At 68.1% G+C, this 19632-nt stretch carries 10 protein-coding genes; 6 read left to right on the forward strand and 4 right to left on the reverse strand.

Going from position 1 to position 19632, the window contains the following annotated elements; genetic code table 11:
* Positions 1–5: 5 nt before the first annotated feature.
* Positions 6–9236 carry a fatty acid synthase subunit beta domain-containing protein gene (locus tag ADBZ9K_RS08655; protein ID WP_526619667.1) on the reverse strand — a complete coding sequence of 3077 codons (9231 nt, stop codon included), beginning with the start codon at positions 9234–9236 and terminating at the stop codon, positions 6–8.
* A gap of 508 nt (positions 9237–9744) precedes the next feature.
* Positions 9745–10467, reverse strand: a complete 723-nt coding sequence (locus tag ADBZ9K_RS08660) for a glycoside hydrolase domain-containing protein (RefSeq protein ID WP_526619668.1) — start codon at positions 10465–10467, stop codon at positions 9745–9747.
* Between the two features lie 161 nt (positions 10468–10628).
* Between ADBZ9K_RS08660 and ADBZ9K_RS08665 the strand changes: the two genes are divergently transcribed.
* The 5 genes from ADBZ9K_RS08665 to ADBZ9K_RS08685 all read left to right on the forward strand — a co-directional run bounded on the left by ADBZ9K_RS08665 (position 10629) and on the right by ADBZ9K_RS08685 (position 15868).
* The gene (locus tag ADBZ9K_RS08665) at positions 10629–11660 is read left to right on the forward strand and encodes an ABC transporter ATP-binding protein (protein ID WP_526619669.1); all 1032 of its coding nucleotides are present in this window, start codon (positions 10629–10631) and stop codon (positions 11658–11660) included.
* 19 nt (positions 11661–11679) lie between these two features.
* A complete protein-coding gene (locus tag ADBZ9K_RS08670) occupies positions 11680–12873 on the forward strand; it encodes an ABC transporter substrate-binding protein (protein WP_526619670.1) in 1194 nt (397 codons plus the stop codon).
* Positions 12874–12882: 9 nt separating this feature from the next.
* Positions 12883–13704 (forward strand): ABC transporter permease, encoded by an 822-nt coding sequence (locus ADBZ9K_RS08675; protein WP_526619671.1) that lies wholly within the window; start codon positions 12883–12885, stop codon positions 13702–13704.
* On the forward strand, positions 13704–14504 hold the full coding sequence (locus tag ADBZ9K_RS08680) for an ABC transporter permease (RefSeq protein ID WP_526619672.1): 801 nt from the start codon (positions 13704–13706) through the stop codon (positions 14502–14504). The genes ADBZ9K_RS08675 and ADBZ9K_RS08680 overlap by 1 nt, the downstream gene beginning before the upstream one ends.
* Before the next feature lie 68 nt (positions 14505–14572).
* On the forward strand, positions 14573–15868 hold the full coding sequence (locus tag ADBZ9K_RS08685; RefSeq protein ID WP_526619673.1) for an MFS transporter: 1296 nt from the start codon (positions 14573–14575) through the stop codon (positions 15866–15868).
* On the opposite strand, the gene ADBZ9K_RS08690 is transcribed toward ADBZ9K_RS08685, so the two are convergent.
* Complete coding sequence (locus ADBZ9K_RS08690) at positions 15869–16288, reverse strand: ChaB family protein (RefSeq protein ID WP_526619674.1); 420 nt, start codon at positions 16286–16288, stop codon at positions 15869–15871. It abuts the gene before it with no gap.
* Between the two features lie 277 nt (positions 16289–16565).
* Between ADBZ9K_RS08690 and ADBZ9K_RS08695 the strand changes: the two genes are divergently transcribed.
* On the forward strand, positions 16566–17987 hold the full coding sequence (locus tag ADBZ9K_RS08695; protein ID WP_526619675.1) for a WS/DGAT/MGAT family O-acyltransferase: 1422 nt from the start codon (positions 16566–16568) through the stop codon (positions 17985–17987).
* A 13-nt stretch (positions 17988–18000) separates the two neighbouring features.
* On the opposite strand, the gene ADBZ9K_RS08700 is transcribed toward ADBZ9K_RS08695, so the two are convergent.
* Positions 18001–19362 carry an Ig-like domain-containing protein gene (locus ADBZ9K_RS08700; protein ID WP_526619676.1) on the reverse strand — a complete coding sequence of 454 codons (1362 nt, stop codon included), beginning with the start codon at positions 19360–19362 and terminating at the stop codon, positions 18001–18003.
* Positions 19363–19632 lie beyond the last annotated feature (270 nt).

The following is a 19632-nucleotide window of genomic DNA, read 5'->3' on the forward strand; positions in this document are numbered from 1 at the left end:
GAACCTTAACGCACGTAGGTGCCGGCACCGCCGAGGCGGGAGTCCGGGTCGAGCAGCATCGCGGCCTCCTGGCGCTTCTCCGGTGAATCGTGGTCGAAGCGGCGATCGGCAGGCTTCTCATACATCGGCCGTCCGCCGGCGATGGCCGACGCCAGCCGGCGCTGACCGGCCAATACCCGATCGTTGGCCCGCTTGGTGTAGTCCGCCCGCTCCTGCTCGCTCAGCGAGGCCAGGAAAGCCTGCGGATGGACCAGCGCGACCAGACCCGACACGTGACCGAAGCCCAGGCTAGTGACCAGACCGGCCTTGACCGGGAACTTGTCGCCCAGCCGCAGGGTCTCGCGCACCCACACGAAGTGACCAGCACCGGCCAGCTCGTCGTCGACGCAATCCAGGCTGCGGTTCGGCGGGATGACACCGTCGCGCATGACCTGGCACAGACCCATCATCTGGAACACCGCGGCACCGCCCTTGGCGTGACCGGTCAGGCTCTTCTGCGAGATGATGAACAGCGGTGCGCCTGCCGAGCGCCCCATCGAGTCGGCCAGCCGCTCGTGCAGCTCGGTCTCGTTGGGATCGTTGGCCAACGTCGAGGTGTCGTGCTTGGAGATCACCGCGATGTCGTCGGGTCCGACGCCGAGCTTGGCCAGTGAGCGGGCCAGCACCGAATCCCTGCCGCCGCGACCAGCACCGAGCGCGCCGAGCCCGGGAGCCGGGATCGAGGTGTGCACACCGTCGCCGAAGCTCTGCGCGTAGCCGACCACGGCCAGTACCGGCAGACCCATCTTCAGCGCCAGGTCACCGCGGGCCAGCAGAATGGTGCCACCACCCTGAGCCTCCAGGAAGCCCAGCCGGCGCCGGTCGTTGGCGCGGGAGAACTTCGAGTCGCTGATGCCCTTGGCCCGCATGACCTCGGTGTCGGCGGTGGCCGCCATGTCGCCGAAGCCGGTGACGGCCTCCAGCGTCATGTCGTCGAACCCGCCGGCGACCACGAGATCGGCCTTACCGAGCCGGATCTTGTCCATGGCCTCCTCGACCGACACCGCCGCTGTCGCACATGCGCCGACCGGGTGAACCATCGCGCCGTAACCGCCGACGTAGGACTGCATCACATGGGCGGCAACGACATTCGGCAGCACCTCCTGCAGGATGTCGTTCGGCTTGGCGGTGCCAAGCAGATTGCCGTGGAACATGGTCTGCATGCTCGACAGACCGCCGATGCCGGTGCCCTGGGTGCTGGCGACCAGGCTGGGGTGCACCCAGCGCATCAACTCGGTCGGGGTGAAGCCCGACGAGAGGAACGCGTCGACGGTGGCGACGATATTCCACAGCGCCACCCGGTCCACCGAGCTGGCCATGTCCGGGCTGATGCCCCAGACCGTCGGGTCGAAGCCGGTCGGAATCTGGGCGCCCACCGTCCGCGACAGCTTGGTCTTGCGCGGCACCCGAATCTCGGTGCCCGCCTTACGAATAACCTGCCAGTCCGAGGAATCCGGGACCGGAAGGGCGACGGTGCGCTCGGGGTCGACCTCCACGAATGCGCGGGCGTCGGCCTCCGACGACACCACGAAGCTGAAGTCCTTGTCCAGGAAGACGCTGACCAGCAGCGGCGCTGAGTGGTCGGGATCGATAGCCCCGTCGCCGACGAATTCGCGTATGCCGCAACGCTCCACGACCGCGTCGTGGTAACGCTCCACCAGGTCGGCCTCGTCGACCAGCTCACCGCTGGCGACGTCGTACCAGCCAGGCTTGGGATCGTCCTCCCACTTGATCAGCCCGGTGGTCCAGGCCAGTTCGAGCACACCGGCCGCCGACAGTTCGTTGTCGACCTCCATCTCGAAACGGGTGCGCGACGAACCGTACGGGCCGAGTTCGGCACCGCCGACGATGACCACCAGGTCGGCTGGGTCGACATCGAGGTCGGCCCACGCCGGCGGGGTTGACGCGGTGTAGCCGCGCGGCGGCGACGGCAGGGCGGCGATGGTGCCCGCAGCCGACTCGTCGTCGGACGCGTCAGCCTCGGTGGCCATCTCCTCCCTGGCCTTGGCGGCCAGCTCGGCCATGTCGAGCTGGACGTCGCCGAGCCCGCCGGTCAGGTCCACCTTCAGCGGCGCGTTGGCCGAGGCCACCTTGGCCTCCACCGAGCACAGGTCGAGCAGCATCGCGGCCATCTCGTCGGTGCTGTAGGTGGTGACCCCGGCTTCCTCGACGGCGCCGACGATGGCGTCGTTGTGGCCCATCAGGCCGGTGCCCTTGGTCCATCCGATCAACGCGTGAGCGAAGCTGACCCGCTGCGCCCAGGACGACTCGGCGCTCCAGCGGTTCACCACCGCGTCCAGTGCGGACTTGGACTCGCCATAGGCGCCGTCACCGCCGAACATGCCGCGATTGGGCGAGCCGGGCAGCACCACGTGCAGCCGCGAGGCGATGTCGCGCTCCGCGCCGATGGACGACAGCCCACCGATCAGCCGCTCGACGGCCCACAGCAGGACCTTCATCTCCATCTCGGCGCGCGAACCCGCCTCCGACAGGTCACCGCCCACCCGCGGTGCGGCAAACGGGAACAGCAGCGTCGGGGTCAGTGCGTCCTTGATGTGAATCGACTGCGGCCCAAGGCTTTCGGTCTGCTCAGTGCCGACCCACGAGGCCAGCGCATCCAGATCGGAGTAGGACGCCATGTTGGCCGGAATCACCCACAGCGACGCGCCGTAGCGGGCGTGGTCGCGGTAGAGCTTCTTGTAGAAGGCCAGCCGGGTGTCGTCGAGCTTGGAGGTCGTCGCGATCACCGTGGCGCCGCCGTCGAGCAGACCGGCGACCACCGACGCGGCAATCGAGCCCTTGGAGGCACCGGTGACCACCGCGACCTCGTCGCTGTAGCGGCCGCTGTCGGGATTCTCCGCGCCCGCAGCGATCCGGCCGAACAACGAGGCGTGGATGTTGCGGCCAGCCGCCAGTGCCTTGCCCTGCCACCAGTTGGCCTGGGTGGCAACGACATTGCCCGCACCTTCGAAGCGCTGCGAGAGTCTGTGCCAATCGGCGTCGATATCGCCTTCGTCGGCCAGCCACAGCGTGACCAGATCCTCGCGGGCGCTGGCCCACCGGTCGTCGAGCAGCACCGCCTTCTTGGCGTCGAACGCCGGGGCGACCAGCCGCGGCCAGTCCGAACCGAGTTCGGCGGTCACCAGGTCGACGAGTTCGGCATCGGTGGCGGCGGGCGCGGCCGTCACCGGGTTGTCCAGACCCAGCTGCCCCAGCACTAGGCGGGCGGCCGAAGCGAGCACACCGTCGCGGCCGGTGACCTGCTGGGCGAACTCGGTAAGCGCGGCCGAATCGACCACACCGCCGCCGGCGCCGCCGCCGGCCGAGGGCAGCGACACCGCAATGCCCTTGCGCGCGGCCACCGAAAGCACCGCGGCGTCGATCGCCTTGTCCACCGCGGCCGCGTCGGCCAACGCACCTTCGTGGAGTCCGCCGAGGGCACCGCCGCGCACGCTGCTGCCCTCACGGGTGCCCAGCGCCAGTTCGGCGGTGACGTGCTTGGCCCACCCGTCGCCGAGTTCCCAGGTCTTCTTGACTCGTTCGGCGATCGTCGCGGGCCGCTTGCCGGACGGGCCGAGCACCGTGCGCAGCTGGTCGTTGATCGCGTCGGACAGCACCGGGCCGAACGGCTTGTAGGTGCGGGCCAACTTAGAGACCTGCCCCTTCAGCGAGGCCAGATCGGCCTCGGCGGCACCGTCGATGGCGCCGAGGTTCAGCTCCGAACCCAGGTCCACCAGCAGCTGGTTACGCCGCGAGGAGGCACCGTCGGTGATCGACTCGATGGAGTCCAGCGACTCGATCTGGTCGATGCGCATCTTGGCGCTCAGCGCGATCAGCGCCAGGGTCGCATCACCGGCGTCGAAACCGATGTCGTCGGGGCGCGGACCGCCCGACGGCGCGGCGGCCGGCGCGGGTGCCGGCGCGGCCTCGACCGCGGCGGACGGGGCAGGCGCCTCCGCCGCCGGGGCGTCATCGATGTCGGGCTCGTCGGTGGCCGGATCCTCGTCACTGGCGAACAGCACCGGGGCGTCGCGCTCGGAGTTGAGCACTTCCACTGTGCTGTGAGCATATTCGGGCAACTTCAAGGTGTTACTCGCCAGGCCGGCCACGGTCGGCGCCGACTTCACGCCGATCTCGACGAAGCGCTCGACACCCAGACCGCCGGCGGCCTCCTCGATGAACAGCAGGTCCTGGGTCTCGATCCAGCGCACCGGGCTGGCGAACTGCCAGGCCAGCAGCTCGATGACGATTCGGCGGCACAGCTCACGCGGCCGCTCGGAACGCCAGGTGTCGTAGTCGGCCAGGATCTCGTCGAGCGGCTCGGCCGGCACCAGATCCCGGATCTCCTGGACGAAGTCGCGGTCCAGGGTGAACGGCCGCGGCACCAGGTTGGGGATGTAACGCCCGACGATCAGTGCCGGGTCGGCAGCCTCGGGCATCACCCGCTGCAGGGCCCGGCGGAAGTCGTCGACACCCACGCGCAGCACCTCGGAGTGGAACGGCACGTCGATGCCGGGAACCAGGATGAACGACCGCTTGCCGCCGCTGATCGCGCGGCGCCGCTCGACCTCCTCCTCCAGGGCCTCCAGACCACGCACCGTGCCGGCGATCGCGTACTGCGAGCCGCGCAGGTTGTAGTTCACGATCTGCAGGAATTCACCTGTCCGCTCAGCAATTTCGGCGACGAACTGGGTGACCTCGGCGTCGGGCAGGTCGATCTGGGAAGGCCGGATGGCGGCCAGTCGGTAGTTCGACCGACCCAGCTCGTCCCGCGGGACGATGTCGTGCATCTTGCTGCCCCGGTGGAACACCACCTCCAGCAGCGCCTCCAGCTCGTAGACGCCCGACACGCAGGCCAGCGCGGTGTACTCGCCGACGGAGTGACCGCAGGCGATGGCGCCCTCGACGAACGCACCCTGCTCGCGCATCTCGGCGACCTGGGCTGCGGCCACCGTCGCCATCGCGACCTGGGTGAACTGCGTCAGATACAGCACGCCTTCGGGATGCTGATAGTGCACACCGGCGGCGATCAGACTGGTCGGGTTGTCGCGCACCACGTGCAGCACCGAGAAGCCCAGCGTGTCGCGGGTGAACTTGTCGGCCTTGTCCCACACCTTGCGGGCCGCCTTGGACCGGGCACGGACCTCCATGCCCATGCCCTTGTGCTGGATGCCCTGGCCGGGGAACGCATACACCGTCTTCGGTGCCGCCAGCCGGGCGGTCGCACTCATGACGAGGTCGGTACCGACCTTGGCCGAAATCTCCAAAACCTCGGCACCCAAGTCGATTCCGACGCGATCGACGCGGAAGTCGACTTCGTCGCCGGGTGCGACCATGCCCAGGAAACGGGCGGTCCAGCCGATCAGCTTGGCCGGCGGAATCGGCTTGCCGTCGGTCGCGGTCACCACGTGCTGGGCCGCGGCCGAGAGCCACATGCCGTGCACGATCGGCGAATCCAGGCCGGCCAGCAGCGCGGCGGCCTGGTCGGTGTGGATGGGGTTGTGGTCACCGGAGACCACCGCGAACGGGCGCATGTCGACCGGCGCACCGATGGTGACGTCGCGACGACGACGGCGCGGGGTGTCGGTGGCGTTCTCCGACACCGCTCCCCCGGCCCGCACCGGGTCGCTGAGTTCCCGTGCACCCGTGCGACCCCGGATGGCGAAGCGCTCTTCGAGCACCGCCAGGATCATCCCGTTGGCGTCGGTGACGTTCACGGTGACCGGGACGACGCGGCCGACCTCGGTGTCGGTGGCCACCGAAGCCGTCGCGGTGACGGTCAAGTGGGTCGGCTCCTTGGGCAGCGGCTTGAGCAGCTGGGCCGCGTGGTCCAGGTGCACCAGGCTCAGCAGACCCTCGACGACCGGGAAACCGGACTCGGTGACCGCGCCGCCGATCGCCGCGAACACCGCGGGCCAGCAGCGACCGACCAGCGCGTCGGGGACGATCGTCAGCGTCGGCGCCAGCGGGGATCCGAACGTCGCGGTGACCCCGGTATGGTCGGCGACCCGCTCCGGATCCCAGTCGACGGTGACCACGGTGGAACCGTTGACCACCGCAGGCAGGGCGTCGGGGCCGTCGACCCCGGCGGCGATGGCCAGCACCGCCCGCATCGCGGCAGCGGCGTCCTCGGTGCGCACCACCGGAGCGCCGCCGTCGACGACGGTGGCCGGCAGGCTAAAGGCGATGTCGATCCAGGTGCCCGACAGCGGCACGCTCAGCACGACGCGGTCCGCGGCCACCACCTCGAGCCGAGCCCCGGTGGAATGGTTTGTCGCAGAACGGTTGTCGTGAACCAGCCACTTCGACGGCGCGGCGATGCGGTGCACCGGGTTGGTCGCGGTGCGGCCGGCCCACAGCACGTCGGGGGAATCCAGGACGATGGCCAGCGGGCCGGTGACATCGGTGCGGACCCGCAGGCGCGAGGCGACCGGCTCCGGCTGGGCGCCGGTGGACAGCACATCGTCGACGGCGGCCTTCTCGAACCGGTCGAGCAGGTCGCCGACGGGCTCGTCGACCCGGGTGATGCCGGCGACCGCTTCGGTGCCGGGGATGATGCACACCTGGTCGGCCGTGTAGCGGGCGTCGTGGGCCTGCCACAGCGAGTCGCTGCGCCACCAGCGCCGCACGTCCTTGTCGATGACCGGGACGAAGTTGACCGGCTTGCCCGGCGTCTTGCACAGCTGGGTGAAGAACGGGACGTCGGCCGGGTGCAGCAGCACCGTCTCGGCGTCGGGGTAGCTGGCCAGCAGGGCTGCGATGGCCGCTTGCGGGTTCTCCAGAAGCGCGACGTCGTCGAAGAGCGTCGGGATCGGGCCGGTGTCAGCGGCGTTGAGCCGCGCCTCGGCGCGCTGCAGCATCTCGGCGAACCGGTCCCGCCAGGTGATGTCCAGCCACGGCGAGTCAGCGGTCTTGGTGTCGGCCGTGGAGTTGCCGTCACCGATGGCCAGCTCGACGTAGCGCGTCAACCACTGCAGGTAGGTCATCTCGGCGATATCACCGAAGTACGGCTTGGCGGTGACGGCCATCGCCGCGATGATCTCGTCGCGGCGATCGGCGACTGCCTCGGCGTCACCGGCGACCTCGTCGAGCAGCCGGCCGCACCGGGAAGCGGCGTTGTCGATCTCGTGGATATCGGCACCGAGCTGGCTTCGCCCGGAGGCCATGCCGTTCACGGCCGTTCCGGCCCCGACCCAGCGGTCGGTGCCGGCCGTGTCGACCAGCAGTTGCTTGACCGCCGGCGAGGTGGTCGCCTCCAGGCAGGCCATGGCGGCGGTGCCGACCAGGATGCCGTCGACCGGCATCAGCGGGTAGCCGTAGACCGCCGACCAGCGGCCGGACAGGTATTCGGCGGCCCGCTCGGGCGTGCCGATGCCGCCGCCGACGCAGACGGTGATGTTCGAGCGGCCGCGCAACTCGGAGTAGGTGGTCAGAAGCAGGTCGTCGAGGTCTTCCCAGGAGTGGTGACCGCCGGCGCGGCCGCCCTCGATGTGCACGATCACCGGTTTGGTCGGGACCTCGGCGGCGATCCGGATGACCGAACGGATCTGCTCGACGGTTCCGGGCTTGAAGCAGATGTGGGCGATACCGACGGTGTTGAGCTCGTCGATGAGGTCGACGGCCTCCTCCAACTCGGGAATGCCGGCGCTGACGACCACGCCGTCGATCGGCGCCCCGGACTGGCGGGCCTTCTGCACCAGGCGCTTTCCGCCGAGTTGCAGCTTCCACAGGTACGGGTCAAGGAACAGCGAGTTGAACTGGATGGCCCGGCCGGGTTCCAGCAGCTCGGCCAGCTCTTCTATGCGCTTGTCGAAGATGGCCTCGGTCACCTGGCCGCCGCCGGCCAGTTCGGCCCAGTGCCCGGCGTTGGCCGCCGCGGCGACGATCTTGGCGTCGACGGTCGTCGGCGTCATACCCGCCAGCAGGATCGGCGAGCGGCCGGTGAGCCGGGTGAACTTCGTCGAGAGCTTCACCGAACCGTCGGGCAGGGCGATCACCGACGGCGCGTAGCTGGACCAGGGCTTGGCCACCTCGGGCACGGCGCCGACGGTGAACAGGTTGCGCTGCCCGCCGCGGGTGGCGGCCGGCACGATGCCGATGCCCAGGCCGCGGATCACCGGGGCGGTGAGCCGGGTCAGGATGTCCCCGGGACCGAGGTCCAGAATCCAGCGCGCCCCGGCCTCATGCAGGGCGGTGACCTCTTCGACCCAGTCCACCTGCTGCACCAGGATCGCATCGGCCAGGGCGCGGGCCAGCTCGACATCGAGGCCCACCGCCTGCGCCCAGCGGCCGACGATCTCGACACCGTCGGCCAGGCGCGGGGTGTGGAAGCCCACCTCGACCTGGACCGGGTCGAACACGGGCGCGAACACCGCCCCGCCGCGCACCTTGTTCTTGCGGTCGGCGGCCTCGGCCTCGGCGATCTGCTCGCAGTACAGCTCGAACCGGGACAGTTGCTCGGGGGTTCCGGTGATGACGACCGAACGGCGGCCGTTGCGGATCGACAGCACCGGCGGCAGCACCGTGCGGACGTCCTGAGCAAACTCCTCCAGCAACTCATAGATGCGCTCGGGCTCGGCATTGGTCACCGACACCATGGGCGGGCGGTCACCGAGCACCGAGATGCCGCGGCGACGGGCCACCAGGGTGCCCGCCGCGCCGATCAGCTGGGCCAGCGCCAGCAGCTGGACGTCCTTGGTGCCCGCGGCGCGCAGGGCTTCCACGGCCAGCACGCCCTGCGAGTGGCCGGCCACCGCGACCGGCGGGGCGGCGGCCAGGTCCATGCCCTGGCGGGCCAGCGCCCGGATCGCGGCGATCTGGGTCAGCAGGACACCGGGAACCGACACCGCGGCCGAGGTGAGCTGCTTGGCCGAGGGCACCTGCTCCTCAGCGGCCAGCGCGCGCACCCAGCGCAGCGGCTCGAAACCGATCGGGCGGACCACCACGAGTTCGTTGGCCACCGGCTCCAGCAGCAGCTCGGCCTCACCGGCCAGCGTCGCGAGCTCGGATTCGATGCCGGCCGAGGTGACCAGCTCTTCGAGGGTCTCCAACCAGGCGCTGCCCTGCCCGCCGAAGGCGACGGCGTAGGGCTCCCCGGCGTTGAGGCGGTCGACCAGAGCGTGGGTGGAGGTCTGGGTGGCATCGCCGCGCCGTGATCCGTCGCCCATGGACAGCCTGTCGTGCTCGTGGATTGTCACCTTGTGTGTCTCCCTGTCGTGCTCATCATCGCGTTGTCGTCGCGCATCGCTTCATGTGTCCTGGGACCTACGCTGGCCTGGCGGAGGCGGTTCTCGGCGATTCCCCGTCGAATCACGGCGCCCGCGCGATCCCTGCGGGCGAGGGGTCTGCGGACAAACCGGCTGTACTAAGAGTGGCATAAGAACGCCCACCATTTTCCGCCGGATATTGGTTACTGACGAGTTCTACGCGCGGGTAACAGCATGCTGGGTAACACGGGGCCGAACGGGCGACCGGACCATCCGGGACAAACGTCCTGCATGCAGGTGGTTACGGTCGAGTAGGAACAACTGCGCAGATCAAAGCACGATTGTTATGGAATCGTTACCTACGAATTCCCTGCCAGCCGCGCCGCGCGAAACCGTCCAGCCAAGCACTTGCTCGGTTTTTCAGTCGACAATCGTTCACCAGAATGGCGTTGGAAAGTTTGCTGGCAAAACCTTACTAGTCGGTAAGTTTTGTTTTTGCTCAGTCCCACTGCCCGAATTGGGGCTTGAGGATGTCGTTCACGTCGACCCCGATGCCGGCCACCTGGCGTTTGTCGATCTCGACCTGGTGCAGGTGCGCGGCCGGGTGGGTGTAGCCCTTGGGCGAGCCCCAATTGTGCTGCCAGAACCAGGATCCGATGCCGTCCTGTAGCGCCCAGTCGATGACCTTGGAGTTGCCGTACACCCCGACCCGCTGGTGCCCGATCACCGATTCCCAGGCCCGCAGATAGGGCGCGACCTGCTGCTGGTACTGCTCGGGGGTGGGATCGTCGTCGATCGAGACGTAGATTGGGGCCGCGACCGGGCCGCCGGCGGCGGTGTGCAGCTGCCAGCCCCGCTTGGCATGCGCGATCCCCGCCTGCTGACCGCCGAGCCAGTCCGCGGTGTCCGCCTTGCCGAACTGGTAGTTCGACACGATCTTCAGGCCGGCCTGGTAGAGATCACGGGCCTCGGGCAGCTGGATCGGCTTACCGAGCATCCAATCCCCGCCGGGGCGGCGGTCGGAGACGTAGCGGATCGCACCGAGCGCACCGGAGGCCTTCAGGTCACTCGCGCTGATCACACCGGCGGCGTAGTCCAGCAGCACCCCCAGCGGCTCGGCCGATGCCGATGACGGGGCAAGCACCGACGCCAGAGCCCCCAGACCCAACGCGGCCGGGGTTGCGGCGGCCAACTTCAGCACGTCGCGTCGCGACACGGACACGCGCCTCAGAATACGACAACTGCCCCAATAACCACATGATCGCCACTGGTCACATCTGTGTTGTGCGCGCACGGTGGCGAATCCGGTGGCGTAGGGCCGCCATGACCGGCGATGTCGGTCATCGGGGTGCGCCCCGACAACGCAATCCGTACTATCCACCCATGCCGCCCGGCCCTTCTCCGTCTCCGCAGATCGAGTTGCGCGGGGTGCGGAAAGTGTTCGGCGAGGTGACCGCGGTCGAGGGCGCGGACCTGACGGTCGACGACGGCGAGCTGTTCGCGATTCTGGGCCCGTCGGGGTCCGGCAAGACGACCGTGCTGCGCATGGTGGCTGGCTTCGAGCAGCCGAGCGCGGGCAGCGTCCACCTCGGTGGCGTCGACGTCACCGCCCTGCCGCCGGCCAAGCGGGACACCAACACCGTCTTCCAGGACTACGCACTCTTCCCACACATGACCGTGGCCCAGAACGTCGAATACGGCCTGAAGGTCAAAGGGGTGCCCAAAGCCGAACGGCGGGAGCGCACCGGCGCGGCCCTGGACATGGTGCGGCTGTCCGGGCACGCCGCGCGCAGGCCCACCCAGCTGTCGGGCGGGCAGCAGCAGCGCGTCGCGCTGGCCCGCGCTCTCGTCGGCCGGCCGAAGGTGCTCCTGCTCGACGAGCCGCTCGGCGCACTCGACCTCAAGCTGCGTGAGCAGATGCAGGTGGAGCTCAAGGCCATTCAGCGCGAGGTAGGCATCACCTTCGTGATCGTCACCCACGATCAGGATGAGGCGCTGACGCTGTGCGACCGGCTCGCGGTGTTCAACAACGGCCGCATCGAACAGGTCGGTGCCGCCCGCGAGGTCTACGAAAACCCGGCCAACCGATTCGTAGCCGACTTCGTCGGCACCTCGAATGTGGTCGACGGCGCCACCGCCGAAGCGTTGATTGGCCGGCCCGGAACCTTCGCGGTCCGCCCGGAGCGGATCCTGGTGCTCGCCCCCGGCGACGCCGTTCCCACCGGAATGCGCACTGTCACAGCCGACGTCGCCGAGGTGGTCTACGCCGGTCCGATCACCCGTATCGCCGCCGACGCCTCCGGCGTGCGGCTGACCGCCACCCTGCTGTCGGCCGAGGCCTCCACCGACATCACCCACGGCGCATCGGTGGTGCTGGCCTGGCCAGACACCGCCGTGCGCGCCTTGTCCGCATGATTCAACGAAGGAGCTCGCCATGACAACCACCACCCGCCGGCTCGCGGTTGCACTGGCCGCGTGCGCCGCACTGGTCGCCGCCTGTTCGAGTTCCACCCCATCCGGCGGAGGCGGCTCCAGCGCGCCACCCAAGATGGAGCCGCTGTCGGCGCTGGGGCAGGGCGAGGGCCAGCTCAACCTGATCGCCTGGCCCGGCTACGCCGAGGACGGCTCCAACGACCCCAAGGTCGACTGGGTGCACCCCTTCGAGCAGAAGACCGGCTGCAAGGTCAACGTCAAGGTCGGCAACACCTCCGACGAGATGGTTCAGCTGATGCGGACCGGCCAGTACGACGGCGTGTCGGCCTCCGGTGATGCCACGCTGCGACTGATCTACGCCGGGGACGTCGCACCGGTCAACACCAAGCTGGTGCCGAACTACGACACCATCTCCGCGTTCCTCAAGAACAAGGCGTGGAACTCCGTGGACGGCACGATGTACGGGATCCCGCACGGCTGGGGCGCCAACCTGTTGATGTACAACACCGACGTCGTCAAGGACGCTCCGGACACCTGGGGCGCGGTGTTCCCCGGCGCGCCGGAATACCAGGGCAAGCTCACCGCGTACGACTCGCCGATCTACATCGCCGACGCGGCGCTGTACCTGTCGAAGACGAAACCCGAACTGGGCATCAAGAATCCGTACGCCCTGACCGAGGATCAGCTGGGCGCCGCGGTGGATCTGCTCAAGGCCCAGCACGCCAACATCGGCGAGTACTGGTCGGACTACACCAAGGAGGTACAGGCCTTCGAGTCGGGCACCTCGGTGATCGGCACCAGCTGGCAGGTGATCGCCAACATGCTCACTAGCGACAACAAGGTCAAGATTGCCACCGTGCTGCCCAAGGAGGGGTCGACCGGCTGGTCGGACACCTGGATGATCTCGTCGAAGGCCAAGAACCCCAACTGCATGTACCAGTGGATGGACTGGATCACCTCGCCGCAGATCAACGCCCAGGTCGCCGAGTACTTCGGTGAGGCCCCGGCCCAGACCAAGGCCTGCGAGTTCACCGCGGACAAGACCTTCTGCGACACCTACCACGCCACCGACGCCGCCTATGCGGAGAAGATCAGCTACTGGACCACACCGCAGAAGCAGTGTGTGGACGGCAGCGGCGACAACTGCACGGCCTACAGCGAGTGGGTCGACAAGTGGCAACAGATCAAGGGCTGACGCACTCCGGTGAGCCGGCGAATCCGCCTCGCGTTCCTGCTGGTTCCGCCGCTGGCCTGGCTCGTCGTGGCCTATCTGGGATCACTTGGCGTACTGCTTCTTTCGGCGTTCTGGAGCACTGACACCTTCACCGGCGCGGTGGTTCGGTCCTACACCAGCGACAACATCGTGCGGGTGGTGACCGATGCGGTGTTCCGCACGGCCACCCTGCGCACCCTCGGAATCGCGCTGAGCGTCACCGTGATCTGCATCGTGCTGGCGGTGCCGCTGGCGCTGTACATGGCCAAGGTGGCCTCACCCCGGGTGCGGTTGGCCCTGGTGGTCGCGGTCACCACTCCCCTGTGGGCGAGCTATCTGGTCAAGGCCTATGCCTGGCGGATGCTGCTGTCGCCGGCCGGCCCGCTGAACTGGGCGGCGGGCTACACACCGGGTTACGGGCTGATCGCCACGGTGCTCACGCTGGCCTATCTGTGGTTGCCCTACATGGTGATCCCGGTGTTCGCCGCCTTCGAACGAGTGCCCAACCCGCTGATCGACGCCAGCGCCGACCTGGGCGCCTCCGATCTGACGACATTGCGGACGGTGGTGGCGCCGTTGGTGTTCCCCGGGATCGCGGCCGGTTCGATCTTCACGTTCTCGTTGTCGATGGGTGACTACATCGCGGTGACCATCGTCGGCGGCAAGACCCAGATGCTGGGCAACATTATCTACGGGCAGCTGGTCACGGCCAACAACCAGCCGCTGGCGGCGGCGCTGTCGTTGATCCCGCTGGCCGCGATCGTGCTCTACCTGCTCGCCATGCGACGCACCGGTGCGCTGGAGAACGTCTGATGCTCTCGACAGCGATGCGCCGCCTGGTCCGGGGTTGGACCGTGCTGGTTCTGGTATTCCTCTACGCCCCACTGCTTCTGGTCGTCCTCAACGCGTTCAACTCGTCCAAGACGTTCGCCTTCCCACCCACCGGTTTCACCCTGCGGTGGTGGGCCGACGCCTGGAACAGCTCCGGCATGTGGCACTCGCTGGGCAACTCGGTGGTGGTAGGCCTGTGTGCCACGCTGCTCGCGCTCGTGCTGGGCACCATGGCGGCCTTTGCCGTGCAGCGTTACCAGTTCTTCGGACGGCAGACGATCAGCTTCCTGGTGGTGCTGCCGATCACCCTTCCCGGCATCGTCACCGGTATCGCCCTGAACGCGACGTTCACCTCTGCGCTGGGGGTCACGCTGGGCTTGGCGACGGTCATCGTCGGACACGCCACGTTTTGCATCGTGATCGTCTTCAACAACACCCAGGCCCGGCTGCGCCGGCTGGGCACCGGGTTCGAGGACGCCTCAGCCGACCTCGGCGCCTCGAACTGGCAGACGTTTCGCTACGTCACGTTCCCGATGATGCGCGGCGCGCTGCTGGCCGGTGCGATCCTGGCGTTCGCGCTGAGCTTCGACGAGATCGTGGTGACGACGTTCACCGCCGGACCAACGGTGCAGACGCTGCCGATCTGGATCTTCGGCAACCTGTTCCGGCCCAACCAGGCACCGGTGATCAACGTCGTGGCCGCGACGCTGACGCTGCTGGCGGTCATACCGGTGTGGCTGGCCCAGCGCTTCGGCGGCGACCCCGCCTCGACCCGGGTGTAGCCGCCCGGGAATCGATTTGCGTCGCCGGGAGATGATGGGAGGGGCGGATCGGCGAAAGGTGACGGGCAGTGCGGGCCTGGATTGTGTGGTCGGCCGGGTTGTTGGCCTACGTCGTGGCCGTTCTGGACCGGACCACCCTGGGCGTATCCGGGCTCGACGCCGCCGCGCGGTTCTCGGCGAGCCCCGGCGTGTTGTCCACCTTCGTGGTGTTGCAGGTGATCGTCTACGCCGGCGCCCAAATCCCCGGCGGTGTCCTGCTGGACCGGTACGGATCCAAGGTGATGATCCTGACCGGCGGCGCCCTGATGGTGATCGGACAGCTCACCTTGGCCTTCACCGAATCGTTGCCCGCCGCGATCGCCGCCCGCGCGGTGGTCGGGCTCGGGGATGCGTTCACCTTCATCTCGGTGCTGCGACTCGTCCCGCACTGGTTCAAGCCGCGCCAGATTCCGCTGGTCACCCAGTTGACCGGTATCTCCGGTCAGCTGGGGCAGGTGCTGTCCGCCGTGCCGTTCCTGTCCCTGCTGGCCGGCTCGGGGTGGACCACGGCCTACACGGCCGTCGCGGCACTGGGCGTGCTGTCGCTGGTGCTCACCGCGCTGCTGGTGAAGAACACCCCCGCCGGGGTTACCGTGCACGACCCGGTCACCAGCGTGCGCGACACACTGGCCAGTGTGCGCACGGTCTGGCTGCGCCCGGGCACCCGGTTGGGCTTCTTCACCCACATGGGCACTCAGTTCTCGGTCACCGTGTTCGCGCTGATGTGGGGTGTGCCGTATTTGATGGTGGCGCAAAACCTTTCCCGCAAGGCCGCGGGAACCCTGCTGATCGTCTCGGTGGTCTCCGCGATCGTGGCCGGGGTGGTGATCGGCGTCCTCACCGGCCGGCACCCGCACCGGCGTTCGCACCTCGTGCTGGGCATCATCGCCAGCAACGCGCTCATCTGGACCGTCGTGATCGCGCTGCCCGCGCCGGCTCCGCACTGGCTGCTGGTTGTGTTGATCGTGGTGATCTCGGTCGGCGGTCCGGGGTCCATGGTGGGCTTCGACTTCGCGCGCACCTTCAACCCGACATCCACGCTGGGCACCGCGCAGGGTGCGGTCAACATGGGCGGCTTCCTGGCCTCGCTGCTGGTAATGCAGGCCATGGGCATGATCATCGGGGCCAACGGCGGGTACTCGTTCGACTCGTTCCGGCTGGCGTGGTGCGTGCAGTACGCGGTGTGGGCGCTGGCCGTGGTCGGCATCCTGGTCACCCGCAAGAAAGCCCGCCGGACCATCGGCGACATCGAGGAGAGCCGATACCTGCTGGAGTTCTTCACCGACACCGAACTGGACACCGCTGCCCCGCGTCGGAGTCGTTGATCAGCGGTTGCGGTTGCTCTCGCGCCGGTTCGCCTTCTTGATCGCCGACACCAGCTCGGCCTTATCCATCGACGAGCGACCGCGGATATCCAGCCGCCGCGCGACCTCGAGCAGATGTTTCTTGGTCGCGGTGGCGTTGACGCCCTCAGCGCTCTCGCCGCTGGGGTTGGGCCCGCCGCTGCGCGCGCGGGAGTCGGAGGGGCCCGGTGCGTCCTTGGGCTCCCAGTGGTCGCCGACCTTCTCGTAACTGTGCTTCAGGGCGCTGTAGGCGACCCGATGCGCGCGCTCCTCCTCGCCGTATTCCTGGGCCGCAAAATCGTGGGCCTTGGCGAAGGTCCGCTGCGCCTTGGCATCGGATTTTCGCAACGTGCTGGGCAGCTCGCGCTTCTTGGCGGCGCCGCTCTTGGTGGTCTTGGGCATGTCGTCACCTCCGTTCCCGCCGACTACCCGCGCCCCGCCGGAAAAAAACTCCAGCTCCGCTCGGTAACGCCCACGGCCCGTCCGTCGATATCCCAGTCAGCCCCGAGCTGCCGTGAAACCCGACTCCACGGCAGCTCGGGCTTCGGCCTTTTCCGACGGCCGTCGTCGAGCTATCACCCGCCGTCGCGCAGGCCCACCAACCGATGACTTCCGGCCCTCCCGACCCGGCGCCGCCAGCAGCAGACTGGATGACTACGCGGATAGGGAGAGGCTGAACATGGCTCCGAAGGTCCAGCACCTGACGACCTTGGACGCAGGATTCCTGCAGCTCGAGGACACCGACCACCACGTCAGTCTCGCCATCGGGGGCGTCGCGGTACTGGCCGGCCCCGCACCGGAATTCGGCGTTCTGCGCGACACCATCGGTGCGCGCTGCCTGACCAACCCGCGAGCCATCCAGGTGTTGCGCACCCATCCCCTGGATCTGGTCGCACCCGAATGGGTCGACGACCCGACGTTCGATCTGACTCGCCATGTGCGGCACACCGCTCTGCCGCACCCTGGCGACGACACGGCGCTGTTCGCCGAGGTCGCCTCCATCATGGAGCGCCGGCTGGATCGCGAGCGGCCGCTGTGGGAGTGCTGGGTGATCGAGGGCTTGGCGCAGGACCGCTGGGCACTGCTGGTCAAGGTCCACCACGCGCTGGCCGACGGCATCTCGGCCAGCAACCTGCTCATCGGGCTGTGCGACGAGGCCGACGTCGCCAGCTTCGCCAGCTCGATCGGTGCCGCCCAGCGATCGACACGGCGGACCGGCGTGTCGATGCCAAGTCTGAATCCCCTTGACTGGGTTGGTGATTCGGTGCGATTTGGCCTGACCGCCGGCAAGGTGACGCTCCGGGCGGCGGGCGGAGCAGCCGAGATCACCGCCAGCATGCTGCGCCCGGCGGCCCGGTCGTCCTTCAACGGCCCGATCGGTGATCTGCGCCGCTACAGCTCGGCTGCGGTGAAGATGCACGATGTCGAAGAGATCGCGCACGCCTTCGGCACCACCATCAACGACGTCGCGCTGGCCGCGGTCGCCGACAGCTACCGAGCCGCGCTGCTGCGTCGCGGTCAGCAGCCCCGCCCGGATTCGCTGCGCACCCTGGTCCCGGTCTCGGTGCGGGCCACCGACGCCATGGACGTCTCGGACAATCGCGTGTCCCTGATGCTGCCGCTGCTGCCCGTCGACACCGCCGATCCGCTGCAGCGGCTGCGGGCCGTGCACGACCGGCTGACCATCGCCAAGTCCAGCGGCCAGCGCCAGGCGGGCAGCGTGCTGGTGTGGGCGACCAGCCTGATCCCGTTCCCGGTAACGGCGTGGACGGTGCGGCTGTTGTCGCGGCTGCCGCAACGGTCGGTGGTCACCGTGGTGACCAATGTGCCCGGCCCACGCCAGCCCCTGACGATCATGGGGCACAAGGTCGTTCGGCTGCTACCCATCCCGCCGATCGCGGCGGGTTTCCGCACCGGGATCGCCATCTTCAGCTACGCCGACGAGCTGGCCTTCGGGTTACTGGCCGACTTCGACACCGCCGCCGACGTCGACGAGCTCGCCGCCGGCATCGCGCGCGGGGTGCAGCGGCTGCACAAGCTGGCCACCTCGGCCGGGCGCTCCCGACGCAAGGGTGATCTGCTGCTGTTGTCGAACGGCTAGCCCGGCGCCCCGGTCAGAGCGGTGAGAGTGCGGTCACCACCGCCGCAGCCATGGTGTATCCAAGATCCTTGAGAATGCCGATCTCGATCGAACTGAGATAGTTGGGAGCTTTGATCCCGGCCTCGTCCTTGGCATTCATCAATTGGATGTAGCGCGGGTCGTTCGGGTTGGTGTTGTTGTCAAAATAGGCGTCATTGAGGTGGGTTACCGAACTACCGGCATCCCATTCTGCGGGCGTGTAGAGCGGTACGGGTTTTCCGCCGAAGGCGCCGGCCTCGTTCGTGCCGTAGAAGTACAGGCCGCCGTTTCCTCCGGTCAGGTTCGGATTGAAGGCCTCCTTCCAGGCGTACGTGGTCGGGTCAATTGCGGGTGCGCCGCTGATATTGGTGATGAACTTGTCGAAGGTTGACCAGGTTTCGTTTGCGCCGCCGTTCTTACCGGCCGATCGGACGTCGGACAAGAAACCGTAGGCGTGCATCAGCTCGTGCATCATCACCGATTCGTAGTCGTACTGGCCCTCTCCCACCACGCCCTCATATCCCCAGCTGTTGTTGAAGTTGACCGTGACATTGCCGTCGGGGACTGGCTTACCGTCTTTGGTCACCGAGGGCGAGCCGGTTTGGATTCGGGATTGCACCACCGTGGGGAAAAACCCGGCGGTGTTAGCGGTGAGGGGGCTGGAGGCGGAAGCCAGGCCTTTCTCGACCTTTTGGGCGGTGGCCGTGATGGTCAGCGTCACGGGCTGGGCGGGCACAACTTCGTCTGCCAGGTTGTAGGCGGCCCATTCCAGCCCGAGCTCGGCCTCCGGAGTCCACCGCTGAACACCCCACCAGTATCTCGTTTGGTTGAAGGTGAACTCGTAGTTCACCAAGGGCCCGGTGGTCTGCTGAACGATGACCAGCGCTTCGGTGATGCCGTTACCGAAGGGATCGAGCACGTTCAGCGCCGGGGTGGCCATGTCACGGGCTGCGACGATGAACACGTCGCGACCGTCGAAGTCTGATCCGGGCGTGTAGGTGTAGGTGCCGTCCGGGTTGAGGCTGACGGTGCCCTCCTGGGGATTCTGGAGGACTCCGTACAGCATCGGGTCACTTTCGGGATCAACCGCCCCCAGGGTGCCGGTGATCGTTCCGCTGACCTGACCGGTGGTCTGTGACGGGTTGAGAGTGGGGGCCTGGTTGAAGAAGGTGCGCCGCATGGTCATCCACGCACCTTGCAAGAAGTCGGTGATCGGGTTGGTCGGAAACTTGGACAGGCCCTTCGAGACGGCGTCGAGGAAACCGTAGATCACCGTGTTGATCCGCTCACCCAACGACGGCGTTTGAACGGAGACGTATCCGCTGGTCGATGGTGCCTCATCAACGGGCTCTGACACCTCTTGCCCGGTGCCGACCAACGACCTGGCGACGGTTGCCGCCGCGCGCGAGTGAACACTGGCCGCTGGTACGGCCGCTGCTGCCGCCGATACTGGCTGTTGCGGCGCGGAAGTCGTGGAGGTCGTGGAGGTACCGTCCACAACGCTCTGCGCGGGTTTCGTCAAGCGAGGCACCACCGCCCGGCGGAGGGTCGCCGGCGACGCAGCAGCAGATCTGGGCACCGCATTCGCCCCACCGGGCGACTGGGCGCCACCAAGGACCGCGCCGGC

It is taken from the genome of Mycobacterium sp., from assembly GCF_965229265.1.
Taxonomy (GTDB): Bacteria; Actinomycetota; Actinomycetes; order Mycobacteriales; family Mycobacteriaceae; genus Mycobacterium.

What these genes read in the sequence shown, in the direction of transcription:
- ADBZ9K_RS08690 (WP_526619674.1), bottom strand. Translation starts at nt 16,288, where the DNA reads ATGCCCAAGACCACCAAGAGCGGCGCCGCCAAGAAGCGCGAGCTGCCC.
- ADBZ9K_RS08665 (WP_526619669.1), top strand. Translation starts at nt 10,629, where the DNA reads ATGCCGCCCGGCCCTTCTCCGTCTCCGCAGATCGAGTTGCGCGGGGTG.
- ADBZ9K_RS08695 (WP_526619675.1), top strand. Translation starts at nt 16,566, where the DNA reads ATGGCTCCGAAGGTCCAGCACCTGACGACCTTGGACGCAGGATTCCTG.
- ADBZ9K_RS08680 (WP_526619672.1), top strand. Translation starts at nt 13,704, where the DNA reads ATGCTCTCGACAGCGATGCGCCGCCTGGTCCGGGGTTGGACCGTGCTG.
- ADBZ9K_RS08670 (WP_526619670.1), top strand. Translation starts at nt 11,680, where the DNA reads ATGACAACCACCACCCGCCGGCTCGCGGTTGCACTGGCCGCGTGCGCC.